Origin of the sequence: Pseudogulbenkiania sp. NH8B (assembly GCF_000283535.1) — a bacterium.
In the GTDB taxonomy this organism is placed as follows: domain Bacteria; phylum Pseudomonadota; class Gammaproteobacteria; order Burkholderiales; family Chromobacteriaceae; genus Pseudogulbenkiania; species Pseudogulbenkiania ferrooxidans.
On sequence record NC_016002.1, the window covers coordinates 876,124 to 902,548 of the forward strand.

The 26,425-nt window shown below is 66.0% G+C and carries 22 protein-coding genes and 1 pseudogene; 5 read left to right on the forward strand and 18 right to left on the reverse strand.

What is annotated here, in order from left to right:
- Window positions 1-195: 195 nt before the first annotated feature.
- From NH8B_RS04160 to mpl, 3 genes are all read left to right on the forward strand, one after another.
- Complete coding sequence (locus NH8B_RS04160; protein WP_014086146.1) at window positions 196-2,397, forward strand: sensor domain-containing diguanylate cyclase; 2,202 nt, start codon at window positions 196-198, stop codon at window positions 2,395-2,397.
- Window positions 2,398-2,616: 219 nt separating this feature from the next.
- Entirely contained in the window at window positions 2,617-4,014 is a 1,398-nt protein-coding gene (locus NH8B_RS04165) for a sodium:proton antiporter (protein ID WP_014086148.1), read from the forward strand.
- Window positions 4,015-4,146: 132 nt separating this feature from the next.
- On the forward strand, window positions 4,147-5,523 hold the full coding sequence (mpl, locus tag NH8B_RS04170) for a UDP-N-acetylmuramate:L-alanyl-gamma-D-glutamyl-meso-diaminopimelate ligase (protein WP_014086149.1): 1,377 nt from the start codon (window positions 4,147-4,149) through the stop codon (window positions 5,521-5,523).
- 75 nt (window positions 5,524-5,598) lie between these two features.
- On the opposite strand, the gene NH8B_RS04175 is transcribed toward mpl, so the two are convergent.
- The 13 genes and pseudogenes from NH8B_RS04175 to NH8B_RS04230 form a co-directional block, all read right to left on the reverse strand.
- Window positions 5,599-6,534: a GGDEF domain-containing protein gene (locus NH8B_RS04175; protein ID WP_014086150.1), complete on the reverse strand. Its 936-nt coding sequence runs from the start codon at window positions 6,532-6,534 to the stop codon at window positions 5,599-5,601.
- A 123-nt stretch (window positions 6,535-6,657) separates the two neighbouring features.
- Window positions 6,658-8,583 carry a sensor domain-containing diguanylate cyclase gene (locus NH8B_RS04180; RefSeq protein WP_014086151.1) on the reverse strand — a complete coding sequence of 642 codons (1,926 nt, stop codon included), beginning with the start codon at window positions 8,581-8,583 and terminating at the stop codon, window positions 6,658-6,660.
- Window positions 8,584-8,740: 157 nt separating this feature from the next.
- Entirely contained in the window at window positions 8,741-9,256 is a 516-nt protein-coding gene (locus NH8B_RS04185) for a hypothetical protein (RefSeq protein WP_041702819.1), read from the reverse strand.
- Window positions 9,257-9,279: 23 nt separating this feature from the next.
- The gene (serB, locus tag NH8B_RS04190) at window positions 9,280-10,131 is read right to left on the reverse strand and encodes a phosphoserine phosphatase SerB (RefSeq protein ID WP_014086153.1); all 852 of its coding nucleotides are present in this window, start codon (window positions 10,129-10,131) and stop codon (window positions 9,280-9,282) included.
- Between the two features lie 174 nt (window positions 10,132-10,305).
- The gene (locus NH8B_RS04195) at window positions 10,306-10,770 is read right to left on the reverse strand and encodes a DoxX family protein (RefSeq protein WP_014086154.1); all 465 of its coding nucleotides are present in this window, start codon (window positions 10,768-10,770) and stop codon (window positions 10,306-10,308) included.
- The gene (locus NH8B_RS04200) at window positions 10,767-11,543 is read right to left on the reverse strand and encodes an HvfC/BufC N-terminal domain-containing protein (RefSeq protein ID WP_014086155.1); all 777 of its coding nucleotides are present in this window, start codon (window positions 11,541-11,543) and stop codon (window positions 10,767-10,769) included. The genes NH8B_RS04195 and NH8B_RS04200 overlap by 4 nt, the downstream gene beginning before the upstream one ends.
- Complete coding sequence (locus tag NH8B_RS04205; protein WP_014086156.1) at window positions 11,527-12,363, reverse strand: MNIO family bufferin maturase; 837 nt, start codon at window positions 12,361-12,363, stop codon at window positions 11,527-11,529. Before NH8B_RS04205 ends, NH8B_RS04200 begins: the two co-directional genes overlap by 17 nt.
- Window positions 12,364-12,432: 69 nt before the next feature.
- Window positions 12,433-12,690: a BufA1 family periplasmic bufferin-type metallophore gene (locus tag NH8B_RS04210; protein ID WP_014086157.1), complete on the reverse strand. Its 258-nt coding sequence runs from the start codon at window positions 12,688-12,690 to the stop codon at window positions 12,433-12,435.
- Between the two features lie 238 nt (window positions 12,691-12,928).
- Window positions 12,929-13,558, reverse strand: coding sequence for a 7-carboxy-7-deazaguanine synthase (gene queE / locus NH8B_RS04215; RefSeq protein WP_014086158.1), 630 nt, complete (start codon window positions 13,556-13,558; stop codon window positions 12,929-12,931).
- A 14-nt stretch (window positions 13,559-13,572) separates the two neighbouring features.
- Window positions 13,573-13,899, reverse strand: a complete 327-nt coding sequence (locus tag NH8B_RS21330; RefSeq protein ID WP_268869731.1) for a 6-pyruvoyl trahydropterin synthase family protein — start codon at window positions 13,897-13,899, stop codon at window positions 13,573-13,575.
- Between the two features lie 42 nt (window positions 13,900-13,941).
- Window positions 13,942-14,268: pseudogene (locus tag NH8B_RS21335) on the reverse strand (6-pyruvoyl tetrahydropterin synthase family protein); the annotation flags it as partial.
- A gap of 332 nt (window positions 14,269-14,600) precedes the next feature.
- Window positions 14,601-15,305, reverse strand: coding sequence for a 7-cyano-7-deazaguanine synthase QueC (queC, locus tag NH8B_RS04225; protein WP_148282934.1), 705 nt, complete (start codon window positions 15,303-15,305; stop codon window positions 14,601-14,603).
- A 391-nt stretch (window positions 15,306-15,696) separates the two neighbouring features.
- Window positions 15,697-17,106, reverse strand: coding sequence for an aminotransferase-like domain-containing protein (locus tag NH8B_RS04230; protein ID WP_014086161.1), 1,410 nt, complete (start codon window positions 17,104-17,106; stop codon window positions 15,697-15,699).
- Window positions 17,107-17,209: 103 nt separating this feature from the next.
- Here NH8B_RS04230 and NH8B_RS04235 point away from each other — a divergent pair, with 103 nt between their 5' ends.
- A complete protein-coding gene (locus NH8B_RS04235; protein WP_014086162.1) occupies window positions 17,210-18,076 on the forward strand; it encodes a DMT family transporter in 867 nt (288 codons plus the stop codon).
- A 67-nt stretch (window positions 18,077-18,143) separates the two neighbouring features.
- Here the strand turns inward: NH8B_RS04235 and NH8B_RS04240 are convergent, their stop codons facing one another.
- From NH8B_RS04240 to NH8B_RS04260, 5 genes are all read right to left on the reverse strand, one after another.
- Window positions 18,144-18,827 (reverse strand): type 1 glutamine amidotransferase domain-containing protein, encoded by a 684-nt coding sequence (locus NH8B_RS04240; protein WP_014086163.1) that lies wholly within the window; start codon window positions 18,825-18,827, stop codon window positions 18,144-18,146.
- A gap of 12 nt (window positions 18,828-18,839) precedes the next feature.
- A complete protein-coding gene (gene nemA, locus NH8B_RS04245; RefSeq protein ID WP_014086164.1) occupies window positions 18,840-19,946 on the reverse strand; it encodes an N-ethylmaleimide reductase in 1,107 nt (368 codons plus the stop codon).
- Between the two features lie 25 nt (window positions 19,947-19,971).
- Window positions 19,972-20,712 carry an NADPH-dependent oxidoreductase gene (locus tag NH8B_RS04250; RefSeq protein WP_014086165.1) on the reverse strand — a complete coding sequence of 247 codons (741 nt, stop codon included), beginning with the start codon at window positions 20,710-20,712 and terminating at the stop codon, window positions 19,972-19,974.
- 89 nt (window positions 20,713-20,801) lie between these two features.
- A complete protein-coding gene (locus NH8B_RS04255; RefSeq protein ID WP_014086166.1) occupies window positions 20,802-21,407 on the reverse strand; it encodes a TetR/AcrR family transcriptional regulator in 606 nt (201 codons plus the stop codon).
- A 224-nt stretch (window positions 21,408-21,631) separates the two neighbouring features.
- Window positions 21,632-22,489, reverse strand: coding sequence for a LysR substrate-binding domain-containing protein (locus NH8B_RS04260; protein WP_232503522.1), 858 nt, complete (start codon window positions 22,487-22,489; stop codon window positions 21,632-21,634).
- A gap of 171 nt (window positions 22,490-22,660) precedes the next feature.
- Between NH8B_RS04260 and NH8B_RS04265 the strand changes: the two genes are divergently transcribed.
- The gene (locus NH8B_RS04265; RefSeq protein WP_014086168.1) at window positions 22,661-25,708 is read left to right on the forward strand and encodes a D-2-hydroxyglutarate dehydrogenase YdiJ; all 3,048 of its coding nucleotides are present in this window, start codon (window positions 22,661-22,663) and stop codon (window positions 25,706-25,708) included.
- Window positions 25,709-26,425: the final 717 nt, after the last annotated feature.

A 26,425-nucleotide genomic window follows, 5' to 3' on the forward strand; every position in this document is an offset into this window, starting at 1 on the left:
AGGGGGATTTCCTCCCCCGAAGGAAATAAGCGCATGGTATGCTGGGCCGCAGGCATGCTGTCTCCGGCATGCGTCTGAAACTCTGATACGGCGCTGCCACCCCGTGCCAGGCAACCCCCTGCGTAGAGCCATTTCGTGTCCAACACCGCGTCATTACCCTTTCCCGCCCCCGGCCCAAGTGAGCGGGGGCAAGCCGTGTTGCGCTTGTTGCTGCTCGTCGGCGCCTACGTCGGTAGCGGGCGTCTCGGCCTGGCCATTCCCTATATCGGTTCCAACATCACCCTGGTCTGGCTGCCGACCGGCATTGCCGTGGCCGCGCTGGTGCGCTGGGGGGCGCGCTACTGGCCGGGGGTCTGGCTTGGCGCGTTGCTGGTCAACCTCTCGATCGGTTCGTCGTGGCTGGTCGCGGGTAGCATTTCCCTCGGCAATACCCTGGGGCCGCTCGCCACCTGGTGGCTGCTGCAGCGTCTCGATTTCCACCGTACTTTCGACCGCCAGAAGGATGTCGCCCTGTTTGTCCTGGGAGCCGGCAGCGGCATGCTGCTGACCGCCTCCGGCGGAGTGGCGAGTCTGTGGCTGACCGGGCTGGTCCCCGCTGAACTCGCCGGCAGGGCCTGGCTCACCTGGTGGCTGGGCGACACCGTCGGCATCCTGCTGGCCGGCCCGCTGCTGCTCACCATCAGCCGGAGCAGCCGGCAGTCCCTCTCCTGTCGCCGCTCCGAGCTGGCGGTGTGGTGCCTGGTGACGTTGCTGGTGGCCTGGGGCGCCTTCATCCTCAATGCCAGGCAGGGCACAGGGGCGCTGCCCCTGGTCTTCCTCACGCTGCCGCTGGCGGTCTGGGCGGCCTTGCGCTTTGGCGTCACCGGGGCTTCGCTGGCGGCGCTGCTGTTGTCGGCGATCGCGACCTGGGGTACGGCGCACGGGCGCGGACCGTTTTTCCTGAACGATGTGCACCAGGGGCTGATGCTGTTGTGGGCCTTTATGGTGGCATTGGTATTGATCGGGCTCTTGATCACCGCCTTGCAGGCGGAAGGCGGCCGGGCCGAAGCCGAGATCAAGAGCAGCCAGGAGCGCCTGAGCAGCTTGATCGAGGCGATGCCCGACGCCATCTTCTTCAAGGACGGGGCCGGCCGCTGGCTGATTACCAACGGCCCGGCGCGGCGCCTGTTCCAGTTGCAGGGCAACGAGTGGCTGGGCATCACCGATGCGGCCTTGGGGGCCGCCAGGCCCGAATTCGGCGAGCTGAGCTCGGCTTGTCAACGCGACGACGAGTTGGCCTGGCAGGCCGGCAAGTTATGCCTGTTCGAGGAGCAACTGCGTGACGCCGAAGGGCGACTGCACCAGTTCGAGGTGCGCAAGGTGCCGATTTTCGAGAGCGATGGCCGTCGCAAGGGGCTGATCGTCATCAGCAGGGACGTCACAGAGGAGCGCAACGCCCAGCGCGAGATCGAGCGCCTGTCGCAGCGCAACGAGCTGCTGTTGATGGCGGCGGGCGAGGGCATCTACGGCCTCGACGAGCAGGAACGCCTCACCTTCATCAATCCGGCCGCACAGCGCATGCTGGGTTACAGTGCCGACGAACTGATCGGCCAGGTGCCTCCTTGGTGGCACCCGGAGCAGGCGGCCGATGAACGGCCGAACGCGTGTCCGGTGCAGCAAACCCTGGCGGACGGCTTGCCGCGGCGGGGCTGCGAGGCGTGGTTCCTGCGTCGGGACGGCCGTGGTTTCCCGGCCATGCTGACGGTGTCGCCGATCGGGGAGCCGGGACGGCTGAGCGGGGCGGTGGTGACGTTCCAGGATGTGACCGAACGCAAGCAGGCCGAGGCGGAAATCCACCGCCTGGCGTTCTACGATCCACTGACGGGTCTCGCCAACCGCCGCTTGCTGCACGACCGCCTGGCCCAGGCGTTTGCCAAGAGTGCGCGGCAGCACAGCCACGGCGCCGTGCTGTTCATCGACCTGGATCATTTCAAGGCGCTCAACGATACCCTTGGGCATGACGTTGGCGATGTGCTGCTGGTCGAGGTGGCCCGTCGGCTGGTGGAGGCGGTGCGCGAGGAGGATACCGTGGCCCGTCTCGGCGGTGACGAGTTTGTGGTGATGCTGGAGCGGCTGGGTGGCGAACTGCTGCCCGCGGCTTTCCAGGCCGAACGTGTGGCGGAGAAGATCCGTATCGCGCTCAACCAGCCCTATGTGCTCAAGGGCCAGCCGTATCGCAGTTCGCCCAGCATCGGCATCAGTCTGTTCCTGGGGGAGCAGAAAACCCGGGACGAGCTGCTCAAGCACGCCGACATCGCCCTGTACCGGGCCAAGAAGGCGGGACGCAATACCGTCCGCTGTTACGACGTCACCGCCGTGGCGGAACGGGGAAGCGGAGCGGAGCAGCCGATTGCCTGAAGTGCCGGCGACCGTTGCGCCTGTGCGGTGCGGAACTTTCTTCCGCCTGGGCGGCCGGACTCAAGGCACGGCACCGTGCGGCCTGTGCGCCGGTTTCATTGGCCGACGGCGGCCTTCTGCCCGGACAGCGGCATCGTTGTCTCCGGGGCATTCACCTTCACCTTCCTCGCCCAAGACTGATTCAGGGCCGGGGAGTCTTTATTTTTTCCAGGAGATACGATGACCCGGAAACTGCTGGCGTCTGCCTTGCTGTCGCTGTTGCCTGCGCTGGCGCAGGCCGCCGAGCTCGACGGCGCTTCGTTGAGCCTGCTGTGGGCGCTGCCGTTCTGCGGCATCCTGCTGTCGATTGCCTTGTTCCCGATCTTTGCTCCAGGGCTCTGGCATCACCACTTCGGCAAGATCACGGCGCTGTGGAGCGTGCTGTTCCTGTTGCCGTTCACCCTGGCCTTCGGCCCAGGCAGCATGGCGTCCCTGGTCGTGCATGCGCTGCTGGCCGAATACCTGCCCTTCATCGTGCTGCTGCTGGCGCTCTACACGGTGTCGGGCGGTATCCTGCTGTGGGGCAACCTGCACGGCTCGCCCCGGCTCAATACCGCCTTGCTGGCTGTCGGTACGCTGCTGGCGTCGGTGATGGGCACCACCGGCGCGGCCATGCTGCTGATCCGCCCCTTGCTCAAGGCCAACGATAATCGCCGTCACAACGTGCACGTGGTGGTGTTCTTCATCTTCCTGGTGGCCAACGTCGGCGGCGGGCTGACGCCGCTGGGCGACCCGCCGCTGTTCCTCGGCTTTCTGAAGGGGGTGGATTTCTTCTGGACCATCCGGCACATGGGGCTGCCGGTGCTGGCGGCGGCCCTGGCGCTGCTGGCCGTGTTCTACCTGGTGGACAGCTACTACTACCGCAAGGAGGGCGTGCTGCCGCGCGACCCGTCGCCGGACACGCCGCTCAAGCTGTACGGCCAGTTCAATTTCCTGCTGATCGCCGGGGTGGTCGGGGCGGTGCTGCTGTCCGGCCTCTGGAAGCCGGGGCTGAGCATCGACGTTCTCGGCACGCCGCTTGAGCTGCAGAACGCGGTGCGCGACCTGATCCTGCTGCTGATCGCGCTGCTCTCGCTGGCGCTGACCCCGCGCCAGGTGCGCGCCGGCAACGATTTCAACTGGGCGCCGATGCTCGAGGTGGGCAAGTTGTTTGCCGGCATCTTCATCACCATCGGGCCCGCCATCGCCATTCTGCGTGCCGGCAGCGACGGGCATCTGGCGGCGCTGGTGGCGCTGGTCTCGGGCGAGGACGGCATGCCGGTGAATGCCATGTACTTCTGGCTGACCGGGCTGTTGTCGAGTTTCCTCGACAATGCGCCGACCTACCTGGTGTTCTTCAACCTCGCCGCTGGCGATGCCCAGCTGCTGATGAAGGAGTTGCCGCAGACGCTGCTGGCGATTTCGATGGGTGCGGTGTTCATGGGGGCGATGACGTATATCGGCAACGCGCCCAATTTTATGGTCAAGGCGATCGCCGAGCAGCGCGGGGTGGCGATGCCCGGGTTCTTCGGCTTCCTGCTGTGGTCGGGCGTCATCCTGCTGCCGCTGTTTGTGGGGCTGACCTGGCTGTTTTTCTGAGCTGCCGGGCACCGCTCGCCTCATGGCGTGGGGTGTTGCCGGCTTGGGGCTGGCTTGAGGGGGGCGACAATCCCGCGTAAGCTAGCCGCTTTTGGCGCGTCAGCGCCGCGCTAGTCCTGGACTTTCTTCTTCATGCATATCCACATCCTCGGAATTTGCGGCACCTTCATGGGAGGTCTTGCCGCCATCGCCCAGCAGGCCGGCCACAAGGTGACCGGTTGCGACGCCAACGTCTATCCGCCGATGAGCACCCAGCTCGAGGCCATGGGCATCGAGCTGACCCAGGGCTTCGGGACGGAACAACTGGCCATCGGCGCCGACGTGTACGTGATCGGGAACGTCGTCAAGCGCGGCACGCCGCTGATGGAAGAGATCATGAACCGCGGCCTGCCGTACATTTCCGGCCCGCAGTGGCTGGCGGAGAATGTGTTGGCCGACAAGTGGGTGCTGGCGGTGGCCGGGACGCACGGCAAGACCACCACCAGCTCGATGCTGGCGTGGATTCTGGAGGACGCCGGTCTCGCGCCGGGCTTCCTGATCGGCGGCATCCCGCAGAATTTCGGCATCTCGGCACGCCTGCCGGGTGCGCCGGCGCTCGATCCGGCGAGCCGCAGCCCGTTCTTCGTGATCGAGGCTGACGAGTACGATACCGCCTTCTTCGACAAGCGCTCCAAGTTCGTCCACTACCACCCGCGTACCGCCGTGCTCAACAACCTGGAATTCGACCACGCCGACATCTTTGCCGACCTGGCGGCGATCCAGACCCAGTTCCACCACCTGGTGCGCACCGTGCCGGGTAACGGCCGCTTGATCAGCAATGGCCGCGAGGCGAGCCTGGACGAGGTCCTGGAGCGTGGCTGCTGGACGCCGGTGGAGCGCTTCGGCGTCGAAGCCGGCTGGCAGTTGGCCAACGTGGACGATCAGGGGCATTTCGATGTGCTGCTGGGCGGCGAGTTGCAGGGGCGGGTGCGCTGGGACCTGCTGGGCGAGCACAACCGCCTCAACGCGCTGGCCGCCATCGCCGCCGCACGCCATGCCGGTGTCGCGGTGAAGGATGCCATCGATGCCCTGGCACGTTTCCAGAACGTGAAGCGGCGCATGGAAGTGCGCGGCGTGGCGGCCGGTGTCACGGTGTACGACGACTTCGCGCACCATCCCACCGCCATTGCCACCACGCTGGAAGGCTTGCGCCGCAAGGTTGGCCGAAGCCCGATCCTGGCCGTGCTGGAGCCGCGCTCCAACACCATGAAGCTCGGCACCATGAAAGCGGCACTGCCGGGGGCATTGACGGAGGCTGACCAGGTGTTCTGCTACGGTGCCAACCTGGGCTGGGATCCGGCCGAGGCGCTGGCGCCGCTGGGCGACAAGGCGGCGAGCTTTGACGATCTGGAGCGGCTGATCGCGGCCATCGTGGCCCAGGCCGAGCCGGGAAGCCACGTGCTGGTGATGAGCAACGGCGGTTTCGGCGGCATTCACCAGAAACTGCTGGATGCGCTCGCCGTACGTTAAAGGCTGAGGGGCACGCCCGGCAGCACGCGGGCCATGCCGTATCAGAACAGGGGGCCGCATGGCCCCCTTGTCATTTCAGCTTTGCATGATCAGCTGGTTGCCGCCGCGTGCCTGGGCGACCTGCAGCGCCAGATCCATTCTTTCCAGCATCGCCTTGGGCGAGCGTTCCTCCTGCCGCAGGCTGCTGCCGCCGATGCTGGCGGTGTGATGCTCTTCCTTGCCATTGCGCACCAGCGTCAATTGCGACAGCGAGCGCAGCAGGCGCAGGGCGAAGAGCTTGCTGCCATCCAGCGTGGTGTTGGGCAGAATCATCACCAGGGCGCCGTCTTCCCGTTTGGCGATCAGGTCGCTCTCACGCGAAGCCTGGATGCACAGGCTGCTGGTGAGCTGATGCAGGTGGGTGAGGTTGTTGTCGTTTTCCTGATCGGTCTTCGGGTCGGGTTCGTCGAGCCGCAGCAGCAGGCCGGCGAGGGGGCTGCCGTAGCGGTGGGCGCGTCCCACCTCGGTCTGGGTATTGCTCATCAGCGAGCGGATACCCATCACGCCACTGATCGAATCTTCCAGCTCGTGCTGCTGGATTTCTTCGCGCAGCGTCTTGACCAGCTTGAGAGTGCGGTTGAGCAGCTGACGTTCGTAATCGAGCAGCTGGCCGAGAATCTTGTTTTCCGACTGGTCGCTGAAGCTGACCACCAGCAGCGGGCGATCGATCTGCGGCAGGCGGCGCATCAGCAGCGAGACCTGGAAGGGGCGGCCGCTGGACGAGCGCAGCAGACAGGGATGGTTGTAGAGCATGCCACGCTGTTCCAGCGCCTGCATCAGCGTCCGTCCGTCCGGATCGTCGGCGAGGAAAGGGAAGAACGGCTGGCCGGCCAGTTCGTTGTAGGGTATCCCGAGCAGGATGGACGACAGCTGGTTGGCGTGAATGATGCGGCTATCGTCGGCATCGATCAGCAGCACCCCGCCGGGCAGGGTGTCGATGAGGGGTTGCAGGACTTCTTCGGGTAACTGCATGGCATCGTCCATAAAAGGGCTGTTGTCGTCCCGCCAGCCTCGGTCGAACCGTATCGCGCCGCGATGGCGAATCCGGTCCGGGCCCCTTGCTACGGCTTGCGCACGACGCTTTCCGCGCTGGCTTCAGGGTTCGAGGCAATTCAGTGCTCGTGCCGGGACGACGCGGTTACGTCCGGTCTCCTTGGCCTGGTACAGCGCCAGGTCCGCGAGCTTGAACAGCCGGCCGATCAGCAGCGGCCTGTCCTGCGGGCTCCAGCAGGACACGCCGATGCTCAAGGTGACCCTGATCCTGTCATCATGATAGCTGATGATCAGTTCGGCGATCTTGCGTTTGACCTGTTCGGCCAGTTCGATGGCTTGGGCATAGTCGCAATGCGGCATCAGGATCGCAAATTCCTCCCCACCCAGGCGTCCCAGTTGCTGGCCCTCGCCCAGGCAGCTCTCGCAGGCCATGGCGACCTGCTGTAGCACCAGATCGCCGGCATCGTGGCCGTAGGTGTCGTTCACCAGCTTGAACATGTCCAGATCGATGATGGCCAGGCCGAGCGGCGTCCCCTGGCGCAGCGCCTGGCGATAGGCTTGCTGCGCCTGCTGCAGGAAGTGCGGACGGTTGGCGACGCCGGTGAGGTCGTCGTGGGTGGCCCGTTCGTACAGTTCGTGCTGCATTTCCTGCAGCTGCTTCACTAGACGTTCCGTTTCCTGCTTTTCCCGCTGCAGCTGCTGGTTGTGGCTCATGCGCTCGCTGATGTCGACCACGCTCATGACGATGCTGTGGTGGTCGTTGAAGCGCACCCGGCGCATCGAAACCTGGGACCAGAAGATCTTGCCGCCGCCGTCTCGCAGCTGGATTTCACGGTCGCTGATCCCCAGCCCCTGGTCGAGCAGGCTCTCGCAGCCTTCGACGTCGGCCGGGTCGGCTAGCAGACTGAGGATGCTGCGCCCGATCAACTCCGAGATGTGCAGGCCGAACAGGCGGCCGGCCGCCATGTTGGCGGTGGTGACCTCGTGTCTGTCGGGATGCAGGATCAGCACCCCGACCTGGATGGTATCGAGCAGCGCCTGGAGGTCCTGGTGCGTCGAGGCGAGCTTGTGCAGTTTTTTCTTCAGGTTGGCATTGGACAGCGCCAGCAGGGCAGTGTGCTCGTCGAGCTGCCGCCGTTCCCGGCGTGCCTGGTGGTGAAGACGGTTGCCGACGATACCGAAGAAGACCAGCAGAGCGCTGAGCAGCGTGCTGCCCAGCAGCAGCAACGGCAGGCTGCGATCGGTGCTCCAGGTGCCTCGGGTCGAGACGGCCACCGTAATGCGCAGCGGGATGGAGGGGACGACGGCGCTCGCCTCCATGTGGGGCGAAGGCAGCAGCGTCAGCCACTGGGCCAGACGTCGCCAGGTCGAGAGGGTCTGGGTTGGGGCCGGGGTCGACTGGATGAGCAACTGGCCGGCGCGGTTGAACAGGCGGATCTGGCTGCCGGGCGTGTCACGCAGCAGCGCCGGCAGCCAGTCGGAGGCATTGAAGCTGCCGTAGTAGCTTGCGCGGCAGACGCCGCTGCGGTTGCAGGCCGGCAGCAGGAAGGGGATGCGTTTGCTGACGGAAAACTGCAGGGGGGGCGGGAGGAGGACGAATGGAGCGCCATCGGCGGGGTCGGAAACGAGCCGCCGTGCCAGGGCCTGAATGTGGAGGGGGGGGCGGTTGGAGCTGCCGCTCAGCGCGCGCGGCGCGCCTTGCGGCGGGATCAGCCAGAGTTCGTCGAGATTGTCGATTGGCGCTGGGAGCGCACTCGCCTCCCGCTCCAGCGCGCGTTGCTGCAGTGCCGTCCGGAGCAAGGTGAACTGCTGTTCGAACTGGATGCTGGCCAGGTTGAGCTGGGCTTGGGCCATGTTTTGGGCATGCTCTTCGATGGAGCGCGAGCGTGCGTGAAACAGGGCTGCGGTCATGAGCCAGATCAGGGCCAGGCAGCACAGCAGCAGGCCGAGCAGAAGCGTGCGCCACTCCCGGCTGAGCCGGCGGCCGTAGGAGGGCTTCGGATCATCCGTGGTTAAGGTGAGGTGCATGAGTCATCCCGACGCAATGATGTAATCATCATAAGTCGTTCCGTCCTGGTTGGGAATTGCGCGTTCCGAGTAAACTTTTTTTAAAGATAGACGGTTATTTTTAAATTGTTTTTTGATGTTGAATCAAGGCGGGGTGACGAATGCCGGGGGGCGGGGGTCAGCGTTCCTGGATGGCGCGGCGGTGGCGGCGGAACACCCACTTTTCCCATTGCAGATGGCTGGTTTTGTCGAAGGAGGGGCGGATGTCGGCTTGCAGCAGGTAGCCGGGCTGATCGGGCGAGGGCTCGCAGGCATCGATGCTGCCCGCTAGGCGCAGGATGAGGGCCGAGTCGCTGTTGGGGTAGAGCGTCAGCAAGACCGGTTCGCCGACCGGGTAGGCGAACTCGGAATGCCAGGCGATGGCGTCGAGGCCGAGCCGGCAGGGGGTGATGGCGGGGCGTACCGGGTAGCGCGAGGCGAGCACCAGTTCCAGAGTCAGGTCGATCTTGGCCTCCAGCCGCAGCAACAGCGGGTCGGCGTCGTCGGGGACTTCACCCGGCGAGGCGAGCAATTGCAGCGCCAGCCGGGTTTCACGGTCGAGCCGGCCCTGGTAGGCGGTGTCGGCCAGTCGCTGGCAGGACAAGGGGAGGTCGGCATCGAAACTGGCGGTGGCCAGGGTGGGTAGTCTGCTCATGCGGTGTTCCTCCCTTTGCTCGGTCATGCGAACAGGTTGACGACTCCTTCCAGGCCGACATGGTTGAGCGCCACGTCGGCTTGGGCGCGTACCACCGGCTTGGCCTTGTAGGCCACGCCGAGGCCGGCCTCGGCCAGCATTTTGAGGTCGTTGGCGCCGTCGCCCATGGCGATGACCTGATCCGGCGCCAGCCCCAGCTCTTGGCGTACTTCCATCAGCAGTCGCGCCTTGGCGTTGGCATCGACGATGTCGCCCTTGACGCGGCCGGTGAGCTTGCCGTCGGCCACTTCCAGCACGTTGGCGAAGGCGTAGTCGAGTCCCAGCTCGGCTTTCAGGCGCTCGGTGAAGAAGGTGAAGCCGCCCGAGACCAGCATGAAGCGCACGCCGTTGGCCTTGCAGGCGGCGAGCAGGGTGTCGGCGCCCGGGGTCAGCCTGACCCTTTCACGATACACCGTTTCCAGCGCGCTTTCTTCCAGCCCGGCCAGCAGCGCCACGCGTTCCTTGAGCGAGGCGGTGAAGTCGAGTTCGCCGCGCATCGAGCGTTCGGTGACTTCCGCCACCAGGTGCTTGACGCCCACCATGTCGGCGATCTCGTCGATGCACTCGATGGTGATCAGCGTGGAGTCCATGTCCGACACCACCAGGCCGAAATCGGCGAAGCGACGCCCGCTCGGGACGAAGGCGGCGTCCAGGCCGTGCTGTTCGCAGTAGGCGACGATGTCGGCGCGGCGGGCGGGATCGACGCCGTGCAGGCGGGCCACGCTGTCGGAAACGCGTTCGATGTCGGTGGTGCCGCTCAGTTCGGCGACGGCGGCGAGCGGGCTGGCGGAGAGGAGCGGGGCCTGGAGGACGAGGGTGTAGGGCGAAGACGACATGGTTCGAGGATCGGTTGCAAGCGAATCTTCGATTATGCCACGCGTTCGGCGCATTCCAAAAAGCATTGGCCCGAGAACGCCAGGATGTGGCACGCGTTCACCGGGTCCGCGGCGATGCGTACGCTGTCGGGGCAACACCGCCGACAGGGGCGTCGCTTTCTGGGCGAAGGGGGATCAGTCGTCCTGTGGCGGCCGGCTCCACCACGACAGCAGCCGGTCGAGCGAGAGCAGGCCGGGGCCGCTGCAGGCGATGACGGCCAGCAGCATGCCCCAATAGTAATGGAACTGGCGCGTGGTCTCGGTCAGGCCGGGGTAGCTGATGACCGCGGTCAGGTTGACCACGAACAGGCCGGCGGCGGCGAAGCGGCCGGTAAGGCCGATGGCCAGCAGCGACGAGAATACCAATTCGCCGAAGGTGCCCATCACCGCCGCCACGGCCGGCGGCAGCAGCGGCACGTGGTATTCCTCGGTGAACAGCAGCAGGGTGGTATCCCAGTCGGCGATCTTGGTCAGGCCGGAGGAAAAGAACACGTTGGCGACCCACAGCCGCAGGAACAGCAGCACCAGCGGCCGCAGGCCGTCGGCGAGGCGGAGCAGCGGAGATGCCAGTTGCTCGACGCGCTGGATCAGGGTTTTCATTGCAGCTCTCCCGCAGGCAGCGTGATGGAGGACAGCAGATTACGTTGCAGCAGCTGGCCGAGCAGGGCTTGCAGATCGAACGACGGGTCTAGTCGCAATGCCGCGTCGGTGGCGGCTTCCAGCGTGGCGCCCTGCTGCAGCGCCAGCAGGCAGGCCGCCGGGGCCGAAGCCAGACGCTCGACGCTGACCGTGCCGGCCGAACGCGTCACTAGCGCGGTTTCGGCGCTGTCGCCGAGGCGCTCGGGCAGGGGCACGCCGCTGTCGGGCTGGTGTGCCAGCCAGAGGGTGGCGATGGGCCAGGACGAGGCGACGCCGGCGACGTCATCGGCCAGCTCGAAGCGCAGTTCGCCCCAGCGCTCCGGCTCCAGCGTGGCCAGCACGGCGAGGTCCGGCGTGGTGCTGTCGACGGCGTAGTAGCTGCGGTGCACCCGCCACTCCAGCCGCGCCACGTCGGCCAGGTAGGGCAGATGCCGGACGTGCTCGAAGCTGTCGAGGAAATCGCCCAGGGCGGCGCCGTAGCGGTGCAGGTTGCCGGAGTGCGAGGCGTGGCGCTTGACGTACTCGCGCGCCAGCGCCCGGAAGAATTCCTCACCGACCAGTTGGCCCAGCACCGGGTAGGCGTAGGCCAGCGTGTCGATCAGCCCGATGCGGTAGTTGTTGCGGTACACCGCCAGCCCGGCCGCGGACAGGCCAAGGTTGGCCGAAGGGGTATGCCGCTCGGGGTCGGCGATGGCCTCGAGCAGCGCGCTCGACCAGTCAGTCCACGAGGTCATGGTGTCGCTCCTGCAGGATGGCTTGGGCTTTGGCAGCCTCGCCGCACAGCACGTCGAGCGGCGGGATGTCGATGTCCCATTCGATCAGCGTCGGGCGTGGGCCGAGCCGGGCGAGGGTGGCGCGGTACAGCTGCCACACCGCCGCGTAGACCGGTTGGCTGTGGGTGTCGACCAGCAGGCCGTCGCGCTCCGAGTAGCCGGCGAGGTGAATTTCGCCGATGGCGTCGGGCGGCAGCGCGGCGATCACCGCGGCCACATCGGTGCCGAGGTTGACCTGGTTGACGTAGAGATTGTTGAGGTCGAGCAGGATGCCGCAGCCGGTGCGCTTGACCAGCTCGGCCAAGAACTCGCCCTCGTGCATCTCGTTGCCGGGGTACTCGACGTAGCTCGACAGGTTTTCCAGCAGGATGGGGCGGCGCAGCGCGTCCTGGGTCTCGACGACGTGGGCGCTGACGGCGTCCAGCGCATCGCGGGTGTAGGGCAGCGGCAACAGGTCGTTGACGAAACGCGTGGCCGAGTGGTTGAGGCACAGGTGCTCCGACACCGCCGCGGGGTCGAGTGCGTCGACCAGCCGCTTCAGCGAGGCCAGGTGCCCGGCTTCGGGGCGTTGCGGCGAGCCCAGCCCGAGGCCGACGCCGTGCAGCGACAGCGGGTAGCGCTCGGCCACGCGGTGCAGCATGGCGAGCGGTTGGCCGCCGTCGAAGAAATTCTCGCTGTGCACTTCGATCCAGCCCAGCTCGGGTTGCTGCTGCAGCACCTGCTGGTAGTGCGGGGCGCGCAGGCCGATGCCGGCGCGGCATGGGAGTCGGGTCTGGGTCATGGCGGGCTTTCGCGAGGGGGTGGCTTCGGCCCCGCGTCGTGATGGGCGCCGGGCCGAAGGCCGGGAGGCTTACTTCTTGCCGGGCTGCAGGCTGCCGCCCATCTTGTCGCAGCTGCCCTTGGCAACGAATTTCCAGTCGTTCGGGTCGTTGTCGACCTTGGCCTGGCCGGCGCAGGAGTGGGTGCCTACCACCGAGGCGCAGTCGTTCTTGCCGGCCTTGGCGACGCCGAAGCATTTTTCCTTCTCGGCGGCCATGGCGGGGGCGATGGCGCCCATGGCGACGACGGCGCCGAGGGCGGAGGCGATCAGGGCACGGGATGCAGTCATGGTGTTTCTCCTAAGTGATGGGTGGGGTAGGCGATCCGGCCGGTGGCCGGACTTGAGCGTTGGTCGTGCCGCCGTGGCCTTTCTTACAGGATACTGCCGGGCGGTTGCGACGGGGCTGTTGATTGGTCAGCTCAGGCGGGCATTCATTACAGGGATACACGAAAAAAAGATCAAGCGGGGCGAGCCGACAAGGAAAAAGCCGGAACATCCGGCTTTTTGGGCATGGGTAATCCCGTCCTCAACGAATGTTCAGCACCTTGTGGGTCTGCACCGACAGCCGCCATTGCGGCTGAGCCATGCAATAGGCGATGGCGGCGCGGGTGTTGGCGGCTACGTCGGGGCCGTCCATCGGCTGCAGGTAGAAGTTCTGAAAGGCGAGCCCGGCCACGCTCTCCGGCATCAGCGTCGGCTGCGGGTAGACCAGCTTCAGCTCATGGCCGGAGGTTTGCAGCAGCGGCGCGCCGGCCTTGGGGCTGACGCACAGCCAGTCGATACCGGGCGGGGCGGCCACGGTGCCGTTGGTTTCCACCGCGATTTCGAAGCCGCGCGCGTGCAGCGCGTCGATCAGCGGCGCATCGAGCTGCAGCAGCGGCTCGCCGCCGGTACAGACCACGAACGGCGTGCCGCCGGCGCCGGCCGGCCATGCGCTGGCGATGCGCTCGGCCAGTTGCTCGGCGCTCTTGAACTTGCCGCCGTCCGGGCCGGTGCCGACGAAGTCGGTATCGCAGAACTGGCAGATGGCCTTGGTGCGGTGGCGTTCCTTGCCGCTCCACAGGTTGCAGCCGGCAAAGCGGCAGAACACCGCGGCGCGGCCGGCCTGGCGGCCTTCGCCCTGCAGGGTGTAGAAGATTTCCTTCACCGTGTACATGGTTTCCCCCCTTGCTACAGCAGCGGCCAGCGCATGTTGTCCTTGAACAACACCGAGACCCCGCGCTCGTCGCGCTCCATCAGGTCGACGCGCGCCAGTTCCGGCACCAGCGGCGACAGCTCGGCGTGCACCCATTCCGCCACCGAGGCGGGGTGGCCGTTGCGGATGCCGGCGAGGCGGTCGAGCGGGTTGTGGTCGAGCTGGCGATAGACCGGCTTGAAGCGGTCCTTGACGTCGCCGAAGTCGAGCAGCCAGCCCATCGCGCCGTCCAGCTCGCCTTGCAGCATCAGCCGGATCAGGTAGCTGTGGCCGGTGTAGTTGCCGTCGGCGTCGAACGGCACCGCGCTCTCGAAGTGCTGTTCCTTCCAGATGCGGAAGGTGCGGCCGTCGAACTGGCTGCCGGCGGTGTGCGTCTCGCGCACCTCGACCCAGGCCAGGCCGGCGAGATCGGCCGACAGCTCGCGGTAGATCCACTGCGCCAGCACCTCGCTGGTGGGGTTGGCGAGGCCGGGGATGTCGTTGAGATAGCGGTGGTTGAGGCGCAGGAATAGCCGTCCCCAGGCCGCCGCCAGGCCGACGTGGTTGGCCGAAGCCGCGTCCGCCACCAGCCGCACGCCGAAGCCGTGGCCGTGCAGGCGGCCGCACTTGTGGCCGGCGGGCACGTGCGGCAGCTGGTGCGCCGCCTCGAAGCCGGCGTTGAGCCAGACCAGGCGGGTGCCGTTGTCCAGGATCACGCCGCGTTCCGGTGCGCTCGTGAGCGTCAGGCTGTGCGGGAAGCTCAGTTGTTCCGACAGGTGTTCGGCGATGGCCAGATCGTCCACCACCGCCATGCGCTGGTTGAGCGAGGCGTAGTGGAGCGGCTGCACCGCGCGCTGCAGCGTCTCGGCCAGGCCGGCCTGGTTGGTGTGGATGTTTTCCACGCGCAGCTGCACGCGGAAGCTGTGGCCGTGCAGGCTGGCGAACTGCGGCTCGAACCAGTCGGCGGGCAGCTGGCGCGCGGCTTCGAAGCGCGCGCCGGCGAGAAGGTAGGATGCGTGCATGATCAGCCCTGGCGGAAACGTTCGACCAGCGGGTCGGCGACGCCGGCCTCGGCAAAGCCCTTGGCGCGCAGCTCGCAGGCGGCGCAGTGGCCGCAGGGCGGCTGCTCGCCGTTGTAGCAGGTGTGGCTGAAGGCCAGCGCCGCTATGGCCCCGACCTGCTGCGCCAGCCGCACCGTGTCGGCCTTGGACAGGTACATCAGCGGGGTGTGCAGTTCCACGCGGGCATCGAGCCCCAAGCGCAGCGCCAGCTCTAGCGCCTTGAGCGTGTTCTCGCGGCAGTCCGGGTAGCCGGAGTAGTCGGTCTGCGCCACGCCGGTCACCAGGTGGCGCGCGCCGCGGGTGTAGCCGAAGGCGGCGGCGAAATTCAGGAAGATCAGGTTGCGGCCCGGCACGAAGGTGTTGGGCAGCGCGGTGTCGTCGTCGGCGCGGGCGCCGCTCTCGGGGGTGATGCTGGCGTCGGTCAGCGCGTTGCCGCCGATGGCGGCGAAGGTGTCGATCGGCAGCACGGTGTGCGGCACGCCGGCCAGCGCGGCGATGGTGCGTGCGCTGTCGAGCTCGACGCGGTGGCGCTGGCCGTAGTCGAAGGTGACGGCTTCCACCTGGCCGGCGCCGAAGCGCTGCAGCGCCCAGTACAGGCAGGTGGTGGAGTCCTGGCCGCCGGACAGGACGACGAGGGCTTTGTCGCTTGAATTCATTACGATTTCCATCGAAAGACAGTCGAGGTCACGCGGCACGCGGGATCGGTCTCACCCGGCACCGGCGGCGTCCCCGCAAGGGGCCGGCCGAACCCGCTAATGTAGCAGAAACGCGCCGTTTCGGCCAGATGACGGGGGTATCGCCGGCCCCTTGATTTCGTTATGGCCTATGCCCGCGGCGTCTGCCGCCATGGGGCCGCTCAGAAGCTGTTCCCGATCTGTCGCGGGCAGCCCTCAGCAGGGTGAAGAACCATGCAGAAACCGGCATGTACGGGAGGGCCTGAGGATTTCGGCGCGCTGAGCGAATCCTTGCGTGCGCATCTTTGATGTGCCCAGCGCAAGATTCGCACGCGGTGCACATGAGCCTTGATCGGGGATGCGCAGCAAGATCGGGAACGGGGTCTCAGCCGTGCAGGGTGTCGCCCATGACCTGCCACAGGCCGGCTTCGCCGCATTGCGCCACGTTGAAGCGCAGGTGGCGGCTGGGGGCGCCCGCCGGGCTGAAGTAGCGCCCCGGCGCCAGCAGCAGCGAGGCGGCGCGAGCGCGTTCGACCCAGGCGTCGAGATCGAGCCCGGGCGGCGCCTCGGCCCACAGCAGGAAGCCTTCCGCCGGCTCGTGCCACAGCGTGAAACCCAGGGCCTTGAGGCGGGCGATGGCGTCGGCGCGCAGCGGCTCCAGCCGCTTGCGCAGGCCGTCGACGTGACGCCGGTAGCGCCCGCCGGTGAGCAGGCGGTAGACCAGCGTTTCCACCGCTTCCGGGGTGGTCATGCCGCTGATCAGCTTGATGTCGGTGAGGCCGGCGATGCGTCCGGGATCGGCGGCGATGTAGCCGCAGCGCAGGTTGGCCGACAGCGTCTTGGTGAAGCTGGCGAGGTAGATCACCCGCGACAGCCCGTCGAGCGCCGCCAGCCGCACGCCGGGGCGCGCTTCGAAGTCGGCGTAGATGTCGTCCTCCACCGCCAGGCAGTTCCACTGTTCCAGCAGCTTGAGCACCTGGTGTGCCACCGGCAGCGTCAGGGTGCTGCCGGTCGGGTTGTGCAGCGCGCTGACGGTGAGGAACAGCCGCGGCCGGTGCTGGCGCAGGGCTTCGGCCAACCTTTCGGTGTCCGGACCGTGCGGGGTGCGCGGAATGCCGACCACGTTGACGCGCGCCAGCCGGAGCGCGGCGTGGAAGTTGTAGAAGCCGGGATCGTCCACCAGCACGGTGTCGCCCGGCGTGGTGACGAGGCGCAGGATCAGGTCGAGCGCATGGGTGGCGCTGCTGGTGGTGACGAGCTGCGCCGGCGACAGCGTCAGCCCCTGGGCCTCCAGTTTCTGCACCAGCGCCTCGCGCAGCGGCAGATAGCCCTGCGGGCTGCCGTAGCCGACCAGGCGCGGCGCGGCCTGGGAGAGGGCGCGCCACTCGGCGGCGAGCGGGCCGTCCGCCAGCCACGCCGCGGGCAGGCAGCCGACGCCCGGCTGCCAGCGCCGTTGCCCGGACAGGTTGAGCCGCATCAGCTCCACCTCTTGCGCCAGCGCGCTGTCGGCCGGGTGCGCCTCGTGCCCGTGCGGCGTGCTGCGCTGGCCGGCGACGAAGTAGCCGGCGCCGTGGCGGGCCTGGATCAGGCCGCGCGCCACCAGCCGCTCGTAGGCCTCGGCCACGGTGAAGCGGCTCACCGGGTAGCGCTCGGCCAGGGCGCGGATCGACGGCAGGCGCGCGCCGGCCGGCCATAGCTGGCGGCGGATGCTGTCGCTGCAGAAGTCGACGATCTGCGTGGTCAGCGGCACGGGCTGGGTGGCGGCGATCGGCCAGTTGTCGGCGCAAACTGTCATGGTGGTGTGGCCTGTACAGTGGAGAAGTGATCGGTGTAACTGTCTGGATTATGGCAGACAGTTTGGCGTTACGCTCAAGGCTCTTCAACCTGGGGAGTGCATCATGAGCACGACGGCATCGCAGCCGCTGGCCGGCCTGTTGTGGGGGCTGCTCGGCGTGGCCTGTTTCAGCGGTACGCTGGTGGCGTCACGACTGGCCTCGTTCGAGCTCGACCCGATCTTCATCGGCTTGGGGCGCGCCTTGCTGCCCGCCGTGCTGAGCGGCCTGCTGCTGTGGCTGACCCGTGCCGCGCCGCCGACCGGGTCGCAGTGGCGCCGCTTGGCGCTGGTGGCCGGCGGGGTGGTGATCGGCTTCCCGCTGTTTTCCTCGCTCGCGGTGGCGCGGGTGCCGGCGTCGCACGCCGCGGTGTTCGGCGGCCTGCTGCCGCTGGCTACCGCCGGTTTCGCCACCTTGCGCGGCGGCGAGCGGCCGCACCCCTTGTTCTGGCTGTTCGCGCTGGCGGGCAGCGCGCTGGTGGTGGGCTACGCCTGGTGGCAGAGCGCGGGCGGCTGGCAGGCGGCGGACGGCCTGATGCTGATCGCGATCCTGCTGTGCGGCGTCGGCTACGCCGAGGGCGGCCGGCTGGCGCGCGAACTGGGCAGTTGGCAGACCATCTGCTGGGCCTTGCTGCTGGCGGCGCCGTTCCTGCTGCTGCCGGTGTGGCTGACGCGTCCGGCGGCGATCACCCATTGGCAGACCTGGGCCGGTTTCGCCTACGTCAGCCTGGTCAGCATGTTCATCGGCTTCTTCGTCTGGTATCGCGGCCTGGCGCTGGGCGGCGTGGCGCGGGTCAGCCAGGTGCAGCTGTTGCAGCCCTTCGGCATGATGCTGTGCGGCATGCTGGTGCTGGGCGAACAGCTCAATACCGGCATGCTGCTGGTGACGGCGGGGGTGGTGCTGTGCGTGGCGCTGGGGCGCAAGGCGGTGTGAGAGGCCGCCAGGAAAAAGGTTGGCCGAAGCCCGTTCTGACAGGGCTTCGGCCAACCTGCCGGCGCGCTCAGTGTGGCAGGCGGTGCCGTAGCGCCTCGGCCACGGCTTCCGACGAGGCCGGATTTTGCCCGGTGATCAGCAAGCCGTCTTCCACCGCGAAGGAGTGCCAGTCCGGGCCGCGCTGATACTCGCCGCCCTTGGCTTGCAGCGCGTCTTCGAGCAGGAAGGGCACCACGTCGGCCAGCCCGACCGCCTGCTCTTCGCTATTGGAGAAGCCGCTGACGCGGCGGCCGGCCACCACCGGCTGCCCCTCCGGGGTGAGCGCCCCGAGCAGGACCGCCGGAGCATGACACACCGCGGCGACCGGCTTGCCCTGCGCCAGGAAAGCGGTGATCAGGGCCTGCGAGGTGCCGTCGTTGGCCAGGTCCCAGAGCGGGCCGTGGCCGCCGGGGTAGAACACCGCGTCGAAGTCGTCCGCGCATACCGCGTCCAGGCGCAGCGTTGCGGCCAGTTTGGCTTGCAGCGCGGTGTCGGCGTTGAAGCGTGCGGTGGCCGGCGTCTGCGACTCGGGCAGCGCGCTCTTCGGGTCGATCGGCGGCTGGCCACCTTTGGGCGACGCCAGCGTCACCGACACGCCGTGGTCGACCAGCGCGTAGTACGGCGCGGCGAATTCTTCGATCCAGAAGCCGGTTTTATGGCCGGTGTCGCCCAACTGGTCGTGACTGGTGAGAACGAACAGGACCTTGCTCATGATCGACCTTTCTCAATGTGACGCGGCCAGCGCCGGATAGTCGGTATAGCCCTCGGCGCCGCCGCCGTAGAAGCTTTCCGGGCGCGGCGGGTTGAGTTCGGCGCCCTGCGCGAAGCGCACCGGCAGGTCCGGGTTGGCAATGAAGGGGCGGCCGAAGGCCACGGCGTCGATCAGCCCGGCGCCGATCAGCTCCTCGGCCTTGTCCACAGTGTAGCCGCCGGCGGCGACGATGGGGTGCGGGTAGGCCGCCCGCACGGCGCGGCGGAACTCGTCAGGCCATTTCGGACCGCCGGCCCAGTCCGGCTCGGACAGGTGCAGGTAGGCGATGTGGCGCTTGGCGATCTCGCCGATCAGGTACAGCGCCATCTCCTGCTGGTCGATTTCCGACAGGCCGTTGAACACCCCCAGCGGCGACAGGCGGATGCCGACGTGGGCGGCATCCCACTCCGCGATCACCGCGTCCAGCACCTCCAGCACCAGGCGCGCGCGGTTTTGCACGCTGCCGCCGTACTGGTCGCTGCGTTGGTTGGCCGCCGGCGACAGGAACTGGTCCAGCAGGTAGCCGTGGGCACCGTGGATTTCCACCAGGTCGAAACCGGCGCGGCGCGCGTTGTCGGTGGCGCGGCGGTAGTCGTCGATCAGGTCATCGATCTCGGCGGTTTCCAGCGCGCGCGGGGTCGAGGTGGGGGCGCGCACCAGCTCGCCGTTTTCATCGCGGATGTTGGTGTTGCTGTCGGCCCGGATCGCCGACGGCGCCACCGGTGCCTCGCCGTTCGGCTGCAGGCTGGTGTGCGAGATGCGGCCGGTGTGCCACAGCTGGATGGCGATCTTGCCGCCGGCGGCGTGCACGGCGTCGTTGATCTCCTGCCAGGCGCGCACCTGTTGCTCGCTGTAGATGCCCGGCGCCCCGGCGTAGCCCTTGGCGGTGGGCGAGATGTGGGTGCCCTCGTTGATGATCAGGCCGGCGCCGGCGCGCTGGCGGTAGTACTCGATGGCGAGCGGCGTGGGCAGGTCATCCGGCTCGGTGTTGCGCAGGCGGGTCAGCGGCGCCATCAGCACGCGGTTGTTCAGGGTCACGGCGCCAAGGCGCAGCGGGGTGAGCAGTTTGTCGGCTTGCATGGGGAGTCCTCTGGCTGAGTTGGGGTTACTGATCGAATCCGAAGCCCTGCTGGCGGGCCACCGGGGCCACCTGCGGGAAATACACCTGCTGGTAGTAGCGCGCGGTATTGCTGCTCCACGGCTCGCCGTCGTCACGGCCGATGCGCTGCCAGTGCGCGGCCAGTTGGGCGTCGTAGGCGGCGATGTGGCCGGGCAGGTCGGCGGCGTTGTAGCGCTCGCGATGCGCGAAGCTCGCCAGCGGCAGGCGCGGCTTGATGTCGCCGGCGTCGGCGGCATAGCCGATGGCCACGCCGGCCAGCGGGAACGTGAGTTCCGGCAGCTGCAGCAGGTCGATCATCGCCGCTGGGTTGCGGCGGATGCCGCCGATCGGCACCACGCCGAGGCCGGCCGAGCGCGCCGCGGTCATCAGGTTGCCCAGCGTGATGCCGGCATCCACCGCCGCCACGGCAAAACCCTCCACGCTGTCGTGGATCACCTGATGCTTGCCGGCTCGCTCCACGCCGAGGCGGGTCTTGTAGAAGTCGGCCACCACGGTGATGAACACCGGTGCCTGCGCGATCCACGGCTGGCCGCCGGCCAGCTCGGCAATTTTCTGGCGGCGCGCCGCGTCCTGCACCACCACCAGCGACACCTGCTGGCCGTTGATCGAGGTGGGGCCGTGCCAGGCCGCCTGGATGATGGCGTCCAGCACCTCGGCCGGCATCGGCTTGTCCTGGTAGCTGCGGATGCTGCGGTGTTGCTGCATCTGTTCGAGTGTCGCGTTCATCGATCGCTCCGTCGTTTCGAAAGGATTAGACCGGTCGTCTAGTTTCGGTGTCAAAAAAACCGCCTGCACGCTGGCAAACGGTATCGCTCTCAGGCCGCGCTGCAGGGCAGCAGCAGGCCTTGGGTATGGATCATCGCGGCCTGCAACGGTCGCAGACTGTGTTGGGTCTTGTACATCAGCGCCGCGCCCAGCCACAGGCTGTAGAGCGCGTAGGCGGTGTCGTCCGGCGGCAGCGAGGGCTTGATCGAGCCGTCGGCCTGGCCTTCGCGGAGGCAGGCGGCGAGCCGCTGCACGATGGCCAGCATGCCCTCGTCCAGCGCCACGCGCATCGGCTCGGACAGGTCCGACACCTCGGCCGCCAGCTTCACCGCCAGGCAGCTCTGCGCCTCGCAGCGCGCGTGGTTGTCCAGCCACTGCTGGAAGTAGGCCAGCAGCCGCACGCGGCCATTGCCGACGCTGCCGTCGGTCAACAAGCCGCCGACACGCTCGCGGTAGCCGCTGAAGTAGCGTGTCAGCATCGCCACGCCGAAGTCTTCCTTCGACTTGAAGTAGTGGTAGAACGACCCCTTGGGCACTCCCGCCTCGGACAACAGCTCGGTCAGGCCCAGCGCGGTAAAGCTGCGGCCATGGATCAAGCCCTCGCCGGTGGCGAGGATGTGTTCGCGGGTATCGGGATGGTGTCGTTCTCGTGCCATGCTCGAACTCTATAACAAGTAGACCGGTTGGTCTAGTGTTTTTTGGAAAGGCTAGCGGCTGTTTGTTGTTCTGCACAAATATAGTCGTAGACGATTTATTAAAGTCGTAGACAGTGCCTGATTTGAACGAAAGCTCGCCTTGCGACGGGGCTAAGTGTCCTCTGAGTGAGTAAGCCCTTCTACCCGGCTGCAACCTCCACCAACCAGGGGAAGAGAGGTTTTACTCAGCAAGCGCTGAGCAGCCAGTCTCGAAATGCAGTCAAGGAGGGGAGCGAGGCATTTCTCGGGGGGTAAACCAGGTAGTAGCTGCGCGGGCTGGCGATGGCCTCACCAATGGTGATGAGTTCTTTGCGTTGCAGTTCGTCCGTTATCAGAGCCTGTGGCACCAGGCCGATGCCGATGCCAGCCCTGACCGCCTGGATCAAGTGGGACGTGAGTTCGAAGCTCGGCCCCAGACGCATTTGGCGATGATCGAGGTGATAGTGCGAGAACCACTCGGCCCAGCCTTGCGGATTGCTGGCGACCGTCAGCAAGGTCTGCTTCATGGCCCAATCCGGCGTTATCTCTTGGCCGTCTTCAACTCCGGACGGATCGACAATGGCAACGAGAAATTCGTTGTATAGCCGATGCGCCATCATCCCGGGCCAATCGCCGGTGCCGACGGTGATGGCGGCATCGATCTCGCTGGTATTGAAATCGATATCCCCTATTCGCGAATGGATGTGGATCGTCACGCCAGGGTGGCTTGCATAGAACTCATGCAGGCGCGGCAACAGCCATTTGGACCCGAACGTCGGCAGCGTTGCCAGGCGCAGCGCGCCGATACCTGATTGTGAAGACATGGCTTGCAAGGTCGCGCTACGGATGCGTCCCAACGCTTCGCTCAACTCCAGGTAGTAACGACGTCCCGCATCGGTCAGCCTGACCGATCTTCCTTCGCGCCGGAATAACTTGAGCCCCAGATGCTCCTCGAGCGCCTGCACCTGGCGGCTGATGGCGCTCTGGCTGAGCGACAGCTCTTCCGCCGCACGCGTGTAGCTCTCATGTCGAGCTGCGGATTCGAATACCAGCAGTAGCGACATCGAGGGTGTCAGGCGCCGATGATTCATGAGTTTTACTCATTCTTTTGCTGTGAAATTGTCGTTTGTTGCCGTGAGGTGGCTCAGGGATACTAGCACCATTGTGGGAATGCCACTTCCATCTCATGCAGACAGGTCAAGGTTTCTCCTTGGCTCATCACTACGGTTGCCGCTATGTCGATTGCTCTACTCGCCCAAACAGACACAGAACTGCCATCAACGACTCGTGCGTTTCTCGACGCGCTCAAGGCGAGTGGGTTTGTTGGAGAGATCAGTGCCGACTACGGCACTCGAACGGTGCTGTCGACGGATAACTCCATCTACCAGCGCCTGCCCCAGGCGGCGGTTTACCCTGCCGATGCCCACGATGTGCAGCGCCTGGCGGCACTCATGGATACGCCGTCTTATCGGGATGTGGTGCTCACCCCCCGTGGTGGCGGAACGGGCACCAATGGGCAATCGCTGACCCATGGCGTGGTGGTCGATCTCTCCCGTCACATGAACCGCATCCTGGAAATCAATGCCGAGGAACGATGGGTGCGGGTACAGGCAGGGGTGGTCAAGGATCAGCTAAATGCCGCCCTCAAGCCGTATGGACTGTTCTTCGCGCCCGAGCTGTCCACGTCCAACCGGGCGACGATCGGCGGAATGATCAATACCGATGCGAGCGGGCAGGGGAGCTGTACCTACGGCAAGACCCGTGACCATGTCCTGGCGCTTGATTTTGTGCTGATGGGCGGCGAGCGCCTGCATGGCAGGCCACTCGATGAGCAAGAGCTGGAACAGCAATGCGCTCGTCAGGACCGCGTGGGCAAGGTGTACCGTACGGCACGCCAGATCAGTGAAGAAAAAGCGGCACTGATCGAAGCCAAGTTTCCCAAACTCAACCGTTGCTTGACCGGCTATGACCTGGCCCATCTACGCGAACCGGATGGACGGTTCAACCTCAACAGCGTGCTCTGCGGCGCCGAGGGGTCGTTGGGTTTTGTCATCGAGGCCAAGCTTAATGTGCTGCCGATACCGAATTATTCGGTGCTGGTGAATGTGCGCTACGGGAGTTTCATGGACGCGCTACGCGACGCGCGCGCCTTGTTGGCCCTTAACCCGCTGTCGATCGAGACCGTCGATTCCAAGGTATTGCTGCTGGCCATGCAGGATATCGTCTGGAATAGCGTGGGTGAGTATTTTCCTCAGGACAAAGACCGCGAGACCCTGGGGATCAACCTCATCGAATTCAGCGGCGATGATGCCGGGCAAGTCGATGCCCAAGTGGCCGATTTCATCGCTCACCTGCGCACGGATACGACCGTGGAACGCCTGGGCCATACCATTGCGGTGGGAGAGGCCGAAGTAAAGCGGGTGTATGCCATGCGCAAGCGCGCGGTCGGCCTGTTGGGCAATATCCAGGGCGAAGCGCGTCCGCAGCCTTTCGTGGAAGACACGGCGGTGCCGCCGGAGAACCTGGCGGACTTCATCGCTGAATTCCGGGCGCTGCTGGATCAGTACAAGCTGCAGTACGGCATGTTCGGCCACGTCGATGCCGGCGTGCTGCACGTGCGGCCCGCACTGGATATGAAAGATCCGCAGCAAGCCGCACTGGTCAGACCGATTTCCGATGGCGTCGCCGCACTGACGCAACGCTATGGCGGGTTGTTGTGGGGCGAACATGGGAAGGGGGTGCGCTCGGAGTACGCTCCGGCATTCTTCGGCGAACTTTACCCGTCTTTGCAGCAACTGAAGGCGGCGTTCGACCCCTATAACCAGTTCAATCCGGGCAAGATCGCCACGCCGCCAGCCAGCAAGATTCAGCTTCTGAAGATCGATGAGGTGACCACGCGTGGGGAACTGGACCGGCAAATCGACGAGCGCGTCTGGCAGAGCTATGGCACCGCCATGCATTGCAACGGCAATGGCGCGTGCTACAACTTCGACCCCGACGATGCGATGTGCCCCTCATGGAAAGCGACACGCGACCGTGTCCATTCCCCGAAAGGGCGGGCTTCGCTGATGCGTGAATGGTTGCGTCTGCAAGGACAAGCCGGGGTGGATGTGCTTGAGGTCGCCCGCCAGCGCCAGTCCTTTGCGGGAAGCTTCCTCAAGCGCTGGCGCAATAGCCGGGCGATGCGGCGGGGGAGTGCGGATTTTTCGCATGAGGTATACGACGCCATGGCAGGTTGCCTGGCATGCAAGTCCTGTACCGGCCAATGCCCCGTCAAGGTCAGCGTACCCGAGTTTCGCTCGCGCTTTCTGGAGCTGTACCACCGCCAATACTTGCGCCCTTTGCGCGATTACATGATCGGCTCGCTGGAATACAGCATGCCGTATCTCGCCAAGGTGCCGGCTCTCTACAATGGCCTGATGAGCCAAACTTGGGTGCGCAAACTCCTCGCCCGGCATGTCGGTATTGTCGACAGCCCGCTGTTCAGCCGCTTCAAGCTGGCGGATACGCTGCGCCGCTGGGACGTCCGGCCGGCCACGCCCCAGGCCATGTCCAGGCTGTCGGGAGAACAGCGTGCCCGTAGCGTCATCCTGGTGCAGGATGCCTTTACCCGTTACTTCGAGACGGAGCTGTTCAGTGCCTTCATCGAGCTGGCCGCGCGTCTGGGCTATCAGGTGTGGCTTGCCCCGCTAAGCCCGAACGGAAAGCCGTTGCATGTGCAGGGCTTTCTTCACGCCTTTACAAAAGCAGCGATACGCAATGCGCGCCAGTTGCAGGAAGTCGGCCAGTTCGACATCCCTCTGGTCGGCCTGGACCCCGCGATGACGCTGACCTACCGGCAGGAGTACGCCAAAGTGCTGGAAATGGGGACGCCGCCGCAGGTTTTGCTGCCGCAGGAGTGGTTGCAGCAGGCATTGCCGGAAGCCGCTACGAAGGCCGGCACAAGCTACCGCTTGTTGCCCCATTGCACGGAAAAGACCAATGCACCGGACAGCAACCGGCAGTGGGAGCAGCTATTCAAGCGCCGCGGCTTGCAACTGCTGGTACAGCCGACAGGGTGCTGCGGCATGTCTGGCACCTATGGCCACGAAGCACGCAATGTGTCGACCTCCGAGGTCATCTTCCAGCAATCGTGGGCCGCTCATGTTGACGCGCCGGCGAGTGAGGGCGAGGCGCTGGCGACCGGCTACTCATGCCGGAGTCAGACCAAGCGCTTTGCCGGCCGTCAGCTTCGCCATCCGCTGCAAGTTCTGCTGGATGAGGTGCGGGGCGGTGCGCGGTAGGCAAGGACCTTGCCCGAACCTGGGCCGTATCGACAAAAAAGGGGGGGCCTTCGGGGTCTGAAGGTTTGAGCGGGATCATGCCTGCGCGAGCCCGGCACGTCATTGTCTTCATCACAAATGCCCGTTTCCTTATAGGCGGGCTCTGTTCATGAATTCAATTCTGCCAAACAGAACAGTTGGCGGGGGAAGTCGATGCAAATGATTTCGGCTCAACAGATCCAGTCCGCACTGGATTGGGACGGCGTTTTGGGCGCTATGCACAAGGCGCATCTGGGGCAGCGCCCGCTGGGGGGGGGACTTCGTTGGCGATGCTGATTATGGTTTGTTCAGCCGCGGCGTGATCCTGCCAGGGGCGGGCGCTGAATTGAAGCTCACCTCGATCTATCCTTGCCTCTCCGTTCTTGCCCACCGAGCAGGCGGCATTTCTTGTCATCTCCATCAGGACGCCGGCCGCGTGGCCGAGGTGTCGGAACGCGCGCACGACAATGCGGTCCAGCTCGAACGCTTGGCGGACGACCTGAAAGTTCTGGTTGAACGCTTCCGCGTTTTTAGAGGGACGAGGAGGTGGCAATGCCCTTCCTCTGGAATCCGTAGGTGACAAAAAGCCCGCTAGACCTTGTGTTTAGCGGTTCTTTTTTGAATCCGTCGAGCATGTTGGAACGCTCCATGGCGCCGAGAATGACGGCTGACTGGCAACGAAGTGCAGGCAAGAAAAGA